Raw genomic sequence first — 14,149 nt, forward strand, 5'->3', positions numbered from 1 at the left:
CACCCATCCACCCGAACATGCTCTTAGACTTCGCTTATAGAGGTCCGTGCAGCGAAATCGAGTGGCCGAGAGATGAGGGCTGATCAAACGTGACGGTTGAGCTGGCACACCCGTCGACCGAGCCGCAGGGATCGCGGTCGCCGGCCGAACCGGCTCATCCACGCTGGTGGTTCATCTCGACGACGCCGGGGCGCATCTTGACCATCGGCATCGTGCTGGCCGCGCTCGGCGGCATCAGCGCCTTCGCCACGTCGACCACCATCAACCACCGCCAGCAGGTGCTGACCACGGTGCTCAATCACACCGAGCCGCTGTCGTTCGCCGCCGGGCGGCTCTACACCACCCTGTCGGTGGCCGACGCCGCCGCGGCGACCGCGTTCATCGCCGAGGCGGAGCCGCAGCCGGTGCGCCAGCGCTACGAGCAGGCCATCACCGACGCGTCCGTCGCCGTGACCCGGGCCTCGAGCGGGCTCACCGACGAACCGCTGGTGCAGCTGCTGGGCCGGATCAACGCCGAGCTGGCCGTCTACACCGGCCTGATCGAGATCGCCCGCACCAACAACCGGGAGGGCAATCCCGTCGGCTCGTCGTACCTGTCGGAGGCGTCGGGCCTGATGCAATCGACGATCCTGCCCGACGCGGCGCGGCTGTATCAGGCGACGTCGGAGCGGGTGGACGCCGAAACCACGGCGTCGACGCAGATCCCCGCCCCGGTCATCATGGTGGTCGGGGCCACCGTGGTCTTCGGGGCGTTCTCCCACCGCTGGCTGGCGCGGCGCACCCGGCGCCGAATCAACCCGGGCCTGGTGGTGGGCGCACTCGCTATTCTCGTCATGGTGGTTTGGGTTGGAACTGCACTGACCATTTCTACGACGGCCAGTCGTAGCGCGAAGGACACTGCCGCGGAATCCCTCAAGACCGTCACCAACGTCGCGATCACCGCCCAGCAGGCGCGCGCCGACGAAACCCTGTCACTGATCCGCCGCGGCGACGAAGAAAAACGCAAGCAGTCGTTCTACCAGCGCATCGATTCCATGCACCGCCAGCTCGACCAGTACATGTCGCGCAGCGACGCCGTGGACAAGCCGGACCTCGAGGGCGCCGACCAGCTGCTGCTGCGCTGGCGGCAGGCCAACGACCGGATCACCTCCTACATCTCGGTGGGTAACTACCGGGCCGCCACGCAGGTGGCGCTGGGCAGCAGCGAAGAAGACTCCACCCCGGCGTTCGACAAGCTGGAAGACGAGCTGGCCAAAGCCATGGATCAGGGCCGCATCACGTTGCGCAACGACGTCATCAACGCGCGCAGCGGACTGTCCGGCGCCCAGGTCGGTGGCGTCGTGCTCAGCCTCGGCGCCGCCATCGCGGTGGCGCTGGGCCTGTGGCCGAGGCTGAAAGAGTACCGATAGTGATCCGCCTGCCCCTGCTTCGCCGGGCGTGCACCGTGGCCGCCGCCGCGGTGGTGCTCGCGGGTTGCGGACACACGGAATCGTTGCGGGTGGCCAGCGTGCCGACGCTGCCGCCGCCGACACCGGTCGGCATGGAGCAGTTGCCGCCGCAACCCCCGCTGCCGCCCGACGGCCCGAACCAGAACTGCGATCTGACGGCCAGCCTGCGTCCGTTCCCCACCAAGGCGGAGGCCGACGCCGCGGTCGCCGACATCCGCGCCCGCGGCCGGCTGATCGTCGGCCTGGACATCGGCAGCAACCTGTTCAGCTTCCGCGACCCGATCACCGGCGAGATCACCGGTTTCGACGTCGACATCGCCGGCGAGATCGCGCGCGACATCTTCGGGGCGCCGTCGCACGTCGAGTACCGGATCCTGTCGTCGGACGAGCGGGTCACCGCGCTGCAGAACTCCGAGGTCGACGTCGTGGTCAAGACCATGACCATCACCTGCGACCGGCGCAAGCTGGTGAACTTCTCGACCGTCTACCTCGACGCCAACCAGCGCATCCTGGCCCCGCGCGACTCGTCGATCGTCAAGGTCTCCGACCTGTCCGGCAAGCGGGTCTGCGTCGCCAAGGGCACGACGTCGCTGCACCGCATCCAGCAGATCGACCCGCCGCCGGTCGTGGTGTCCGTGGTCAACTGGGCCGACTGCCTGGTGGCGATGCAGCAGCGCGAGATCGACGCGGTCAGCACGGATGACTCCATCCTGGCCGGGCTGGTCGAGGAGGACCCCTATCTGCACATCGTGGGGCCCAACATGGCCACCCAGCCCTATGGCATCGGGGTCAACCTGAACAACACCGGACTGGTGCGGTTCGTCAACGGCACCCTGGAACGGATCCGCCGGGACGGCACGTGGAACACGTTGTACCGCAAGTGGTTGACGGTGCTCGGTCCCGCGCCGGCCCCGCCCACGCCGAGGTATCTGGACTGATGGCCGAGCCGGACAAGCAAACCGAGCAGCCGGAACCCGGCCCGGAAGACGTCGCGGACGTCGCCCCGGGCACCCAACCGGCCGACGCCCAGACCGGCGCGGCGACCGGGCGGCTGCAGGCCACCCAGGCGCTGTTCCGTCCCGATTTCGACGACGACGATGACGACGACTTTCCGCACATCTCGCTGGGCGCCCTGGACACCGACCCGCAGGACCGCTTGACGGTGGCGACGCGATCGCTGCCGGCGGTCCGCCAGCTCGGCGGGGGCCTCGTCGAGATCCCGCGCGGGCGCGACATCGATCCGCGCGAAGCCCTGATGACCAATCCGGTGGTGCCGGAGTCCAAGCGATTCTGCTGGAACTGCGGAAAGCCAGTCGGCCGGTCCAGCAAGAAATCCAAGGGCACCTCCGAGGGCTGGTGCCCGTCCTGCGGAAGCCCGTATTCCTTTCTGCCGCAACTCAATCCGGGCGACATCGTCGCCGGCCAGTACGAGGTCAAGGGCTGCATCGCCCACGGCGGGCTGGGTTGGGTCTACCTGGCGGTCGACCACAACGTCAACGACCGGCCGGTGGTGCTCAAGGGTTTGGTGCACTCCGGTGACGCCGAGGCCCAGGCGATCGCCATGGCCGAACGACAGTTCCTGGCCGAGGTGGTCCACCCGCAGATCGTGCAGATCTTCAACTTCGTCGAGCACAAGGATCAGCACAACAATCCGGTCGGCCTCATCGTCATGGAGTACGTCGGTGGGCAGCCGCTCAAGCACGGGAAGGGCGAGAAGCTCCCCGTCGCCGAGGCCGTCGCCTACCTGCTGGAGATCCTGCCCGCGCTGAGCTATCTGCACTCCATCGGCCTGGTCTACAACGACCTCAAGCCGGAGAACATCATGCGCACCGAAGAGCAGCTCAAGCTGATCGACCTGGGAGCGGTGTCGCGGATCAATTCGTTCGGATACCTTTACGGCACACCGGGTTTCCAGGCGCCCGAGATCGTGCGGACCGGGCCGACGGTGGCCACCGACATCTACACGGTGGGCCGCACGCTGGCCGCGCTCACGCTGAACCTGCAGACCCGCAACGGCCGCTACGTCGACGGCCTGCCCGAGGACGACCCGGTGTTGACCACCTACGACTCCTTCCGCCGGTTGTTGCGTCGCGCCACCGACACCGACCCGCGGCGCCGGTTCTGCAGCACCGAGGAGATGTCCGCGCAGTTGATGGGCGTGCTGCGCGAGGTCGTCGCCCACGACAGCGGCATCCCCCGGCCCGGCCTGTCGACGATCTTTTCCCCCAGCCGCTCGACCTTCGGGGTGGACCTGCTGGTCGCGCACACCGACGTCTACCTGGACGGCCAGGTTCACTCGGAGAAGCTGACCGCCCGCGAGATCGTGACCGCCCTGCCCGTGCCGCTGGTCGATCCCGCCGACGTCGCGGCTCCGGTGCTGCAGGCGACGGTGTTGTCGCAGCCGGTGCAGACGCTGGATTCGCTGCGCGCCGCCCGGCACGGGACGCTGGACGCCGACGGGGTCGAGGTGTCCGAGTCGGTGGAGCTGCCCCTGATGGAGGTGCGCGCGCTGCTGGACCTCGGCGACGTGGCCAAGGCCACCCGCAAGCTCGACGACCTGGCCGAGCGGGTCGGCTGGCAATGGCGGCTGGTGTGGTACAAGGCCGTCGCCGAGCTGCTCACCGGCGACTACGATTCGGCCACAACACATTTCATCGAGGTGCTGGACACCTTCCCCGGCGAGCTGGCGCCCAAGCTGGCGCTGGCCGCCACCGCCGAGCTGGCCGGCGACGTGGACAACCACAAGTTCTACGAGACGGTGTGGAAGACGAACGACGGCGTGATCTCGGCTGCGTTCGGGTTGGCCAGATCGCTGTCCGCGGAAGGGGATCGGTCCGCCGCGGTGCGCACGCTGGACGAGGTGCCCGCCACCTCCCGGCACTTCACCACCGCGCGACTGACCAGCGCGGTGACGCTGCTGTCCGGCCGGACCAAGAGCGAGATCACCGAGGAGGACATCCGCGACGCGGCGCGGCGGGTGGAGGCGCTGCCGCCCACCGAGCCCCGCGTGCTGCAGATCCGCGCCCTGGTGCTCGGCTGCGCCATGGACTGGCTGGAGGACAACAAGGCCAGCACCAACCACATCCTCGGCTTCCCGTTCACCGAGCACGGGCTGCGGCTCGGCGTCGAGGCCGCGCTGCGCAACCTGGCCCGCGTTGCCCCCACCCAGCGGCACCGCTACGCGCTGGTGGACATGGCGAACAGGGTGCGCCCCACCAGCACGTTCTAGCGTGTGGCGCCTTAGCCGGGCCTGGCCCGGCCGGGGCCTTCGAGTGTGAACGCTGGGCGGCGACACGCCGAGAAACGCCGCCGTGGATTCACGCTCAAAGCCAAGGATTCACAGTCGATTTCGCCAGCGCCGCCCGCACCCGGCGGATGATCGCGGCCGGCGGGTCCTCCGCGACCACCCGGACCACGATCCACCCCAGCTGCTCGAGCATCTCCAGCCGCCGAATGTCCTTGACGTATTGCCTTCGGTCGGTGCGATGTTGATCGCCGTCGTACTCCACCGCGACCATCGATTCCGGCCAGCCCATGTCCAAGTAGGCGACCGGAAGGCCGTCGACCCCCGGCACCGGAATCTGGGTCTTCGGCCGGGGCAGGCCCGCGTCGATCAGGAGCAGCCGCAAGTAGCTTTCCCGCGGCGACTGTGCGCCTGGATCGACCAGGTCGAGCGCGGCCTCCAGCCGCCGCAGCCCGGGCGTACGGGGGTGTGTCATGGCGACCCCCAACACGTCCTCGGCCTTGAAACCCGTTGCGCGGGCGAGCGCGTCGAGCCGGACGACGGCCGAGCGGACCGCGCCCCGCCGCCCGATGTCGAAGGCGGTTCGCGCCGGTGTGGTGACGGCGAGCCCGTCGCGCAGCTGCGTCTCGCCGGCACGCAGCGTGTCCCGGCGCGTCAGCACCCCGCCCGGAGGGCGGGTGTTGGTGTGGATCAGCTCAACCGGAACACCGTCGGGAATCCAGTCGGCACCGTGCAGCGCCGCCGCGGCCGCTCCCCCGATGACCGCCCTGCGGCCCGACCAAAGCCAGGTGGCCCGGGTGCGCACCGGCAGCGACGCCTCCACGTGTGCGGGCAGATAGACGTTCGGAAACACCGCGCGATAGGCCGCCCGCAGCTGGTGGCGACTCAGCCTTCCCGACGTCAACTCCTCGCTGCCGATGAAGGGTTCCTCCATGCCGGGCACACTCGCACCCGGAAGTCGGTCGGGGTGTGCGGCTATCCACAGGGCCGCTAGGGCTAGGTGGCGCCTAGCACACTCACGCAGTCGCGGGCGATGGCCAGTTCTTCGTTGGTCGGCACCACCAGCACGGCGATCGGTGAATCGTCGGCGGAAATCTGGCGCGCCCCTTTGCCGCCACCGAGGTTACGGCGCTCGTCAAGCACGATGCCCAGTTCTTCCATGCCGGCCACCGCGTCGCGGCGCACCGCGGGGTCGTTCTCGCCGATGCCGGCGGTGAAGCTGATGACGTCGGTGTGCCCCAGCACCGCCAGGTAGGCGCCGACGTACTTGCGCAGCCGGTGGGTGAACACGCTGTATGCCAATTGCGCTGCCTGGTCGCCGGATTCGATCATGGTGCGCAGCCGGCGAAAGTCGCGCTGGCCGGACAGCCCCAGCACTCCCGACCGCTGGTTGAGCATCGACTCGATGTCGTCGACTCCCATGTCGGCCGCGTGGGACAGGTAACCGACGACGCTGGGATCGATATCACCGCTGCGGGTGCCCATCACCAGCCCCTCCAGCGGGGTCAGCCCCATCGAGGTGTCCAACGGCCGGGTGCCGGCGATCGCCGAGGCGGAGCAACCGTTACCCAGGTGCAGCACAATCTGTTTCAGGTTGCCGACGGGCCGGTCCAGGAAGCTCGCGGCCTGCTCGCTGACGTAGCGGTGCGACGTGCCGTGGAAACCGTACCGGCGGATCTGATATCGCTGAGCCAGGTCCCGGTCGATCGCATAGGTGGCCGCCGCGGGCGGCAGGTCGTGGAAGAACCCGGTGTCGAACACCGCGATGTGGGCGATGTCGGGCAGCAGCTTTCGCGCGACCTCGATCCCTGTGAGCGCGGGCGGATTGTGCAGCGGGGCCAGCTCGGACAATTCGTGCAGCCGGCCGATCATCGCGTCGTCGAGCAGCGTGGGCTGATAGAAAGTGTTGCCGCCGTGCACCACCCGATGCCCCACCGCGACGATGCCGCTGTTCTTCAGGTCGATGCCGTCGTCTGCCAGCGCGTCGAACGCGCGGCGCAGCGCGGCATCATGGTCGGGAACCGACGACGATTCCTCCCCGATCCGCTCCACCAGGCCGGTCGCCCGCGCGGCGCCCGAATCCGGATCTACCACTTGGTATTTCAGCGACGACGAGCCGGAGTTGATCACCAGCACCAGGCGCGAGCCGCTCGCTTCCGTCACGGCTGTCCCTGCGCCTGGATCGCGGTGATGGCCACGGTGTTGACGATGTCTTCGACCAGCGCGCCCCGCGACAGGTCATTGACCGGCTTGCGTAAGCCCTGCAGCACCGGGCCGATGGCGAGCGCGCCCGCGCTGCGCTGCACCGCCTTGTAGGTGTTGTTGCCGGTGTTGAGGTCGGGAAAGATCAGCACGGTGGCACGACCGGCCACCGGCGAGTCGCGCAATTTGGTGGCCGCGACCGACGGTTCGATCGCGGCGTCGTACTGGATGGGCCCCTCCACCGGCAAGTCGGGATCGCGTTTGCGCACCAATTCCGTTGCCGCCCTGACCTTGTCGACGTCCGCACCGGTACCGGAGTCGCCGGTCGAATACGACAGCATCGCCACCCGCGGTTCGATGCCGAACCGCGCGGCGGTGCGCGCCGAAGAGATGGCGATGTCGGCCAGCTGCTCCGGTGTCGGGTTCGGGATGATCGCACAGTCACCGTACGCCAGCACCCGGTCGGGCAGGCACATCAGGAAGATGCTGGACACCGTCGAGACATCCGGGACCGTCTTGATGATCTCGAATGCCGGCCGCACGGTGTGCGCCGTGGTGTGCGCGGCGCCGGACACCATGCCGTCGACATGGGAGTTGTACACCAGCATGGTGCCGAAATACGTCGCGTCGCGCATGGCCTCGCGGGCCTGCTCGACGGTGACGCCCTTGGCTTTGCGCAATTCGGCGTACTGGTCGGCGAATTCGTGGCGCAGCGGGCTGCTGCGCGGATCGATGACGGTCGCGTCGCCCAGATCTACGCCGAGCTCTCCTGCCCGCTGGCGGATGTGGCCTTCGTCGCCCAGGATGGTCAGGTCGGCGACGCGGCGCTGCAGCACCCGGCCGGCCGACCGCAGGATACGGTCGTCGTCCCCTTCGGGTAGCACGATGTGCTTGCGATCCGCCCGTGCCTGCAGCGTCAGCTGGTGAATGAACATCTGTGGCGTGACCACGGTGGGAATCGGAATAGCAAGCTGCGCAAGCAGATCGGCGATATCGACGTGGCTGTCCATCAGCTCTAGCGCGGTGTCGATCTTGCGTTGCGAGGTCGCGGTGACCCGGCCGCGGGCCGAGGCCGCCGCGCTGGCCGTGTCGTAGGTGCCCAGCGCCGTCGCGACGATCGGCAGGCGCAGCCGAAGCCCGGCGACCAGGGCGGCGATGGATGGATGCAGCGCAAATCCCCCGTTGAGCACGATGCACGACAGCGACGGGAAGCCTTCCGCCGCATGGGCGCTGGCAACGGCGAGCACCACGTCGGAGCGGTCACCGGGCGTGATGACCGCCATGCCGTCGCGCAGGCGTTCCAGGACGTGGTCGGCGGTCATTCCGGCGACCAGCACGCCGGTGACCTCGCGCTCGCGCAGGGACTCCTCGCCGCTGACCGGCGTTCCGCCGACCGCCTTTTCCAGCTCGGCCACCGTCGGCGCGGACAGCAGCGGCGCGTCGGGCAGCACGTAGCTGCGCTGCGGAAAGCTACGCAGGGCCTGGGCGACGTCGGCGAGCTCGGCGGGCTCACAGCGGTTGGCCACCACGGCGGCGGTGTGGGCGTGCTGGGCGTCCAGTTCGGCCAGGCAGACCTCGACGACGCTGGCGACCTCGGCGGGCGTGCGCCCCTTGCCGCTGACCGTCAGCAACAGCGGCGCACCGAGATTGACCGCGATGCGCGCGTTGGTCGAAAGCTCGGCGGGCCGGGTCACGTCGGTGTAATCGCTTCCGACGATCACCACCACGTCGCACGCGTCGGCCACCGCGTGGTAGGCGTCGACGATGGCGGCGATGGCCGCGTCGCCGTCGGCGTGCAACTGCTGATAGGTGACGCCGACGCATTGTTCGTACGTCAGCCCCGCGGTGGTCCGCGACAACAACAATTCGAGGATGTAGTCGCGGTCCTCGCCGTCGTCGGAGCGCGTAATGGGCCGGAACACACCGACTTTGGCGACGGTCGCGGTCAGCCGGTGCAGCAACCCCAGCGCGACCGTCGACTTGCCGGTCTCCGGCTCGGGGGCCGCGATGTAGATCGCTGTCACTGGATGGGCACGGCGGCGCAGACCTATGCCAGCCGCCGCAGCCGCGGCGCCAGGTCCTTTTCGAAGAGCTCCAGGAACCGGCGCTGGTCGTGGCCGGGCGCGTGGAACACCAGGTGGTTGAGGCCCCATTTCACGTACTGGCCGACCTTTTCGACCGCCTCGTCGGGATCCGACGCCACGATCCAGCGCTTGGCGACCTGCTCGATGGGCAGCTCGTCGGCGGCCTTCTCCATTTCCAGCGGGTCGTGAATGCTGGTCTTCTGTTCGGCCGTCAGCGACAGCGGCGCCCAGAACCGGGTGTTCTCCAGCGCCTTGTCCGGGTCGGTGTCGTAGGAGATCTTGATCTCGATCATGCGGTCGATGTCGTCGGGATTCTTGCCGGCCGCCTCCGCGCCCTCCTTCATGGCGGGCATCAGCTTGTCCTTGTACAGCTCCTCGCCCTTGCCGGAGGTGCAGATGAAGCCGTCACCGGCGCGGCCGGCGTACTTGGCCACCTGCGGACCGCCCGCGGCGATGTAGATCGGGATGCCGCCCTCGGGCACGTCATAGATGGAGGCGCCCTTGGTGTGGTAGTACTCGCCCTCGAAGTCGACGCGGTCGCCCAGCCACAGTTCGCGCATCAGCCGCACCGATTCACGCAGCCGGGCATAGCGTTCCTTGAACTCCGGCCACTCGCCCTCGTATCCGGTGGCGATCTCGTTGAGCGACTCGCCGGTGCCGACACCGAGGAAGATGCGATCCGGATACAGGCACCCCATCGTGGCGAACGCCTGCGCGATGACGGCGGGGTTGTACCGGAAGGTCGGGGTGAGCACCGAGGTGCCCAGCACCAGCCTCTTGGTGCGCTCGCCGACGGCGGTCATCCAGGCCAGCGAGAACGGGGCGTGTCCACCCTCGTGCCGCCACGGCTGGAAGTGGTCACTGACGGTGGCGCTGTCCATGCCGTGCCCCTCGGCGGCGACAGCGAGTTCGACGAGCTCGCGCGGTGCAAATTGTTCAGCGGACGCTTTGTATCCGAGTTTCAGTTCAGCCACTCGTTCTTTCTACTCCTGTCTTGACCGTCGCGATCCGCCGCGGCCCGGCTGCGAAGCGCTTGCGATCGCTCCTCGCGCCGCTCCTACACTCGCGGGCATGGGATCGGCCCCGACGCTTGTTCAAGTGACCGACACGGTGTACCTCGCCCAGGGCGAGGCCGTTAACTGGACGCTGGTCGTCGACGGCACTGGCGTGCTGCTGATCGACGCCGGGTACCCCGGCGACCGCGAGAACGTGCTGTCGTCGCTGCGGGAGCTGAGCTACGGCCCCGGCGACGTGCGCGCCGTGCTGCTCACCCACGCACACATCGACCACCTGGGTTCGGCGATCTGGCTCGCCCACGAATACGGCACCGCCGTGTACTGCCACGCCGAGGAAGTGGGCCACGCCAAGCGCGAATATCTGGAGCAGGCATCCGTTTTCGATGTGGCGCTGCGTATTTGGCGGCCACGCTGGGCGGCGTGGGGCCTGCACGTGCTGCGCAGCGGCGGCCTGATCCGCGACGGCATCCCCTCCACCCAGCCGTTGACCGCCGACGTGGCGGACGGGCTGCCGGGCCGGCCGAGGCCGGTGTTCACCCCGGGGCACACCAGCGGGCATTGCTCGTACGTGGTGGACGGGGTGCTGGTCAGCGGCGACGCGCTGATCACCGGGCACCCACTGCTGCGCCGGGGTGGTCCGCAGCTGCTGCCCGCGGTGTTCAGCCACAGCCAGCAGAATTCGCTGCGCAGCCTGGACGCGCTGGCGCTGCTGGACACCGAGGTCTTGTTGCCCGGGCACGGCGACGTGTGGCGCGGCCCGATCCGGGAGGCGACCGCTCGGGCGATCTCGCTGGCTCGGTGACCGCCGATTCGGGGCCCGATCTCGCTCCGGTGACCGATCGACGGCAATAGGCCAAAGACGGTCGTCCGGCGGGCACGAGCAGCCCTGGCGAAACTGGCTGTGAATTCACGGCTTTGAGTGTGAATCGTCGGCGTTGAGTGTGAACCTAGGGCGGGTGCTGTCGGCGTGTCGCCGCCAAGAATTCACACTGAAAGCCGACGATTCACACTCAACCGGCGACGGCGAAGGCGACCCGGCGACGGCCAAGGCCACGCACACGCTCAGGTCAGCCACTTCTCGAACGCGATCGGAACGAACGGGCCCCACGACGGCAGCGGGTCCGGTGGTATCCGGGTGTATCCCGTCGCGTCGTAGAGCGCCTCGGCCTCGGGCTGCCGGTTGCCGGTGATCAGGTAGAGCCGCCGATAGCCGCGCGCCAGGGTTTCGGCCTCCAGCGCCGCCAGCAGCGCCTTCGCGTAGCCGCGGCGCCGGTGCGCGGCGTCGGTCCAGATCCGCTTCAGTTCCGCGGTGTCGGCGTCGTAGCGGCGAAACGCGCCGCCGGTCACCGGCACGCCGTCCACCACGCCGATCAGCAGGCCGCCGTCCGGCGGCGCCAACTCGGCCTCCGGCACGGGCAGCCAGGTCAGGTGGGTGCTCGGCGTGCCGCCGTACCGTTGCGCATACTCGACGGCCAGTTCGGCCAGCAGCGGTTGCGCCAGCGGGTCGTCGTGGGCGGCCGAGAAGAACCGCAGCTGGCCGTGGGGCGTTGATTCCGGCATCACCAAGCATCAAACGCGTGTCGCGGTGACGTATTCCGGGATGAACTCCGAGTCGCCGGGCCCGGTCCGTCGCCGGCCGCCCAGGCCCATCGCACCCAACAGTTCGGCGATGCGGCGGCCAGTCGTTTCCCAACCGTGGGACGCCAAATAGTCTGGCACATAATGGTATTCACCGGGATAGGTCAGGCTGGCCAGGTCGACGTCCAGACCGCGCTGCCGCCAGCCCTCGACGAAGGCGCGCTCGGCCCCGAGCTGCAACGGATTCCACGTGGGCATGTGGTCGGCGGTGAACCGGCTACCGGGAGCGCTCGACGCGGTGACGGCGTCGAGCAGTTGATTCTGTTCGCCCGGTGGCAGGTACCCGACGAGCAACTGCTCGGCGACCCAGACCGTGGGCTCGGCGGCGTCGAACCCGACCCGGCGCAGCGCCGCCGGCCAATCCTGGCGCAGCTCAACGCCGACCGCGCACCGGCGGGTGGCCAACGCGGCGTCCAGTCCGCGCAGCACCTCGGCCTTGAAGTCGAGCACCTGCGGCCGATCGATCTCGTAGACCGTGGTGCCCTTGGGCCACCACAGCCGGTACGCCCGGGTGTCCAGGCCCGCCGCCAGGATGACCACCTGCCGGATCCCCGCCCGGCCGGCGCCCGCGAGGAATTCGTCCACGAACCGCGTGTGCGCCGCCAGCACGTCCATCAGCGCCGTCATGGCCGGGTCGTCGCCCTCGTCGGCCGCGAAGACGTGATCCTTGATCGCGCGGGTGAGGTAGTCGATGCCGACGGCGGTCACCAGCGGCTCGGCGAACGGATCGTTCAGCAGGCCCTGGTGGGTGGCCACCGCCCGCGCCGCCGCCCCGAAGGTCGCGGTCACCGCCAGGTCGGCCGTCTGCGCCATGGTCGTCTCAGACCCCGGAGCGGCGCCGCAGGGTCAGGCCGGCGACCACCCGCCAGCCCAGCAACAACAGCGCGGTGACGGTCGTCGCCACCACCACGAAACTTGCCGCCACGCCCGCGGAGCTCGCCTTGCGCAACAGCATGCCGACGACCACGGTGGACAACCACACGACGACCCCGGTCGGCGCCACCGCGGTCGGCCGCCGCCACGCGCGGGACACGAGCCACCCGACGACGGTGCCGGTGAGAAACGGCCACGCCGTCACGGCGACGCCGGTGATGTCGAGACCTTCGTCGTGGCTGCGGCGCCCCACGGCGCAGAACACCAGCACGCCGATGACGTCCACCGCGAGCCAGGCCGGCCGTTGGAGCCTAAGCATGCAGCGAGACTACCGGGACGCCGCACAATCCTTGACCGCGCAGCCGCGGTGAACCTAAATTCGTCCGCAATGAATGTTCATTCACTGCGACGGTCCGGCGTGGTAACCGGCGGCCCGGCGGTGGCAGGCTGAGGGCATGAGCACTCAGACACCGCCCGCCTTCGACCGCGACGACCCGCTCGGCCTCGACGCCTCGCTTTCCAGCGACGAGATCGCGGTGCGCGACACCGTCAGGGAATTCTGCGCCGAGCACGTCCTGCCGCACGTGGCGGAGTGGTTCGAGATCGGCGACCTCCCGGTGCGGGAACTGGCCAAGGGGTTCGGCCAGCTCGGCCTGCTGGGCATGCACCTGGAGGGCTACGGCTGCGGCGGCGCCTCGGCCGTGCACTACGGGCTGGCGTGCGTGGAGCTGGAGGCCGCCGATTCCGGCCTTCGATCGATGGTCTCGGTGCAGGGTTCGCTGGCCATGTTCGCGATCTGGAATTTCGGATCCGAGGAGCAGAAGCAGGAATGGCTGCCCGGCATGGTCACCGGCGAGCTGCTCGGCTGCTTCGGGCTGACCGAACCCGACGTCGGCTCCGATCCCGCGGCCATGAAAACCCGGGCGCGCCAAGATGGTTCGGACTGGGTGCTCAACGGCCGCAAGCTGTGGATCACCAACGGCTCGGTGGCCGATGTCGCGGTCGTCTGGGCCGCCACCGACGACGGGATCCGCGGCTTCATCGTGCCCACCAAGACACCGGGGTTCTCCGCCAACACGATTCATCACAAGCTGTCGCTGCGGGCCTCGATCACCAGCGAGCTGGTGCTCGACGACGTGCGGGTGCCCGCCGAGGCGATGCTGCCCGAGGCCAAGGGGCTGCGCGGGCCGCTGTCCTGTCTGTCCGAGGCGCGCTACGGGATCGTCTGGGGCTCGATGGGGGCGGCGCGCTCCGCGTGGCAGGCGGCACTGGATTACGCCACGCAACGCACCCAGTTCGGCCGTCCCATCGCCGGATTCCAGCTGACCCAGGCCAAGCTCGTCGACATGGCGGTCGAGCTGCACAAGGGCCAGTTGCTCTCGCTACACCTCGGCCGCCTCAAGGACAGCGTCGGGCTGCGACCCGAGCAGGTCAGCTTCGGCAAGCTCAACAACACCCGCGAGGCGATCAAGATCTGCCGCACGGCGCGAACCATATTGGGCGGCAACGGGATATCGCTGGAGTACCCCGTCATCCGGCACATGGTCAACCTGGAATCGGTGCTGACCTACGAGGGCACACCCGAGATGCACCAGCTCGTCCTCGGCCAGGCGTTCACCGGCAGCGACGCCTTCCGCTGACAGG

At 68.9% G+C, this 14,149-nt stretch carries 12 protein-coding genes; 5 read left to right on the forward strand and 7 right to left on the reverse strand.

Annotated elements, in window-relative coordinates:
• The first annotated feature begins 89 nt into the window (after window positions 1–89).
• From glnX to AC5Y5B_RS02765, 3 genes are read left to right on the forward strand one after another with little or no spacing between them, the layout of a single operon-like run.
• The gene (gene glnX / locus AC5Y5B_RS02755; RefSeq protein ID WP_112631696.1) at window positions 90–1,409 is read left to right on the forward strand and encodes a protein kinase G-activating protein GlnX; all 1,320 of its coding nucleotides are present in this window, start codon (window positions 90–92) and stop codon (window positions 1,407–1,409) included.
• Entirely contained in the window at window positions 1,409–2,386 is a 978-nt protein-coding gene (locus tag AC5Y5B_RS02760) for a glutamate ABC transporter substrate-binding protein (protein ID WP_112631697.1), read from the forward strand. Before glnX ends, AC5Y5B_RS02760 begins: the two co-directional genes overlap by 1 nt.
• A complete protein-coding gene (locus AC5Y5B_RS02765; RefSeq protein ID WP_112631698.1) occupies window positions 2,386–4,677 on the forward strand; it encodes a serine/threonine-protein kinase PknG in 2,292 nt (763 codons plus the stop codon). The genes AC5Y5B_RS02760 and AC5Y5B_RS02765 overlap by 1 nt, the downstream gene beginning before the upstream one ends.
• A gap of 94 nt (window positions 4,678–4,771) precedes the next feature.
• On the opposite strand, the gene AC5Y5B_RS02770 is transcribed toward AC5Y5B_RS02765, so the two are convergent.
• From AC5Y5B_RS02770 to fgd, 4 genes are all read right to left on the reverse strand, one after another.
• On the reverse strand, window positions 4,772–5,626 hold the full coding sequence (locus AC5Y5B_RS02770) for an endonuclease domain-containing protein (protein ID WP_500003313.1): 855 nt from the start codon (window positions 5,624–5,626) through the stop codon (window positions 4,772–4,774).
• Window positions 5,627–5,688: 62 nt separating this feature from the next.
• A complete protein-coding gene (locus AC5Y5B_RS02775; RefSeq protein ID WP_500003315.1) occupies window positions 5,689–6,855 on the reverse strand; it encodes an acetate kinase in 1,167 nt (388 codons plus the stop codon).
• Window positions 6,852–8,918 (reverse strand): phosphate acetyltransferase, encoded by a 2,067-nt coding sequence (gene pta / locus AC5Y5B_RS02780; protein WP_112631701.1) that lies wholly within the window; start codon window positions 8,916–8,918, stop codon window positions 6,852–6,854. Before pta ends, AC5Y5B_RS02775 begins: the two co-directional genes overlap by 4 nt.
• A gap of 23 nt (window positions 8,919–8,941) precedes the next feature.
• Window positions 8,942–9,952 carry a glucose-6-phosphate dehydrogenase (coenzyme-F420) gene (gene fgd, locus AC5Y5B_RS02785; RefSeq protein WP_007768513.1) on the reverse strand — a complete coding sequence of 337 codons (1,011 nt, stop codon included), beginning with the start codon at window positions 9,950–9,952 and terminating at the stop codon, window positions 8,942–8,944.
• 97 nt (window positions 9,953–10,049) lie between these two features.
• Between fgd and AC5Y5B_RS02790 the strand changes: the two genes are divergently transcribed.
• The gene (locus tag AC5Y5B_RS02790; RefSeq protein WP_112631702.1) at window positions 10,050–10,796 is read left to right on the forward strand and encodes an MBL fold metallo-hydrolase; all 747 of its coding nucleotides are present in this window, start codon (window positions 10,050–10,052) and stop codon (window positions 10,794–10,796) included.
• Window positions 10,797–11,056: 260 nt separating this feature from the next.
• Here the strand turns inward: AC5Y5B_RS02790 and AC5Y5B_RS02795 are convergent, their stop codons facing one another.
• The 3 genes from AC5Y5B_RS02795 to AC5Y5B_RS02805 are packed head-to-tail and all read right to left on the reverse strand — an operon-like array spanning window position 11,057 to window position 12,824.
• Entirely contained in the window at window positions 11,057–11,557 is a 501-nt protein-coding gene (locus AC5Y5B_RS02795) for a GNAT family N-acetyltransferase (protein WP_112631703.1), read from the reverse strand.
• A gap of 6 nt (window positions 11,558–11,563) precedes the next feature.
• Window positions 11,564–12,445: an SAM-dependent methyltransferase gene (locus AC5Y5B_RS02800; RefSeq protein ID WP_500003318.1), complete on the reverse strand. Its 882-nt coding sequence runs from the start codon at window positions 12,443–12,445 to the stop codon at window positions 11,564–11,566.
• 7 nt (window positions 12,446–12,452) lie between these two features.
• The gene (locus AC5Y5B_RS02805; protein WP_112631705.1) at window positions 12,453–12,824 is read right to left on the reverse strand and encodes a DUF3054 domain-containing protein; all 372 of its coding nucleotides are present in this window, start codon (window positions 12,822–12,824) and stop codon (window positions 12,453–12,455) included.
• A 136-nt stretch (window positions 12,825–12,960) separates the two neighbouring features.
• Between AC5Y5B_RS02805 and AC5Y5B_RS02810 the strand changes: the two genes are divergently transcribed.
• Complete coding sequence (locus AC5Y5B_RS02810; protein ID WP_500003322.1) at window positions 12,961–14,145, forward strand: acyl-CoA dehydrogenase family protein; 1,185 nt, start codon at window positions 12,961–12,963, stop codon at window positions 14,143–14,145.
• Window positions 14,146–14,149: the final 4 nt, after the last annotated feature.

This window comes from Mycobacterium sp. NGS33 (genome assembly GCF_059812885.1).

Coding starts and splice junctions, on each gene's coding strand:
- AC5Y5B_RS02765 (WP_112631698.1), top strand. CDS start 2,386: ATGGCCGAGCCGGACAAGCAAACCGAGCAGCCGGAACCCGGCCCGGAA.
- AC5Y5B_RS02770 (WP_500003313.1), bottom strand. CDS start 5,626: ATGGAGGAACCCTTCATCGGCAGCGAGGAGTTGACGTCGGGAAGGCTG.
- AC5Y5B_RS02790 (WP_112631702.1), top strand. CDS start 10,050: ATGGGATCGGCCCCGACGCTTGTTCAAGTGACCGACACGGTGTACCTC.
- AC5Y5B_RS02800 (WP_500003318.1), bottom strand. CDS start 12,445: ATGGCGCAGACGGCCGACCTGGCGGTGACCGCGACCTTCGGGGCGGCG.
- AC5Y5B_RS02805 (WP_112631705.1), bottom strand. CDS start 12,824: ATGCTTAGGCTCCAACGGCCGGCCTGGCTCGCGGTGGACGTCATCGGC.
- AC5Y5B_RS02810 (WP_500003322.1), top strand. CDS start 12,961: ATGAGCACTCAGACACCGCCCGCCTTCGACCGCGACGACCCGCTCGGC.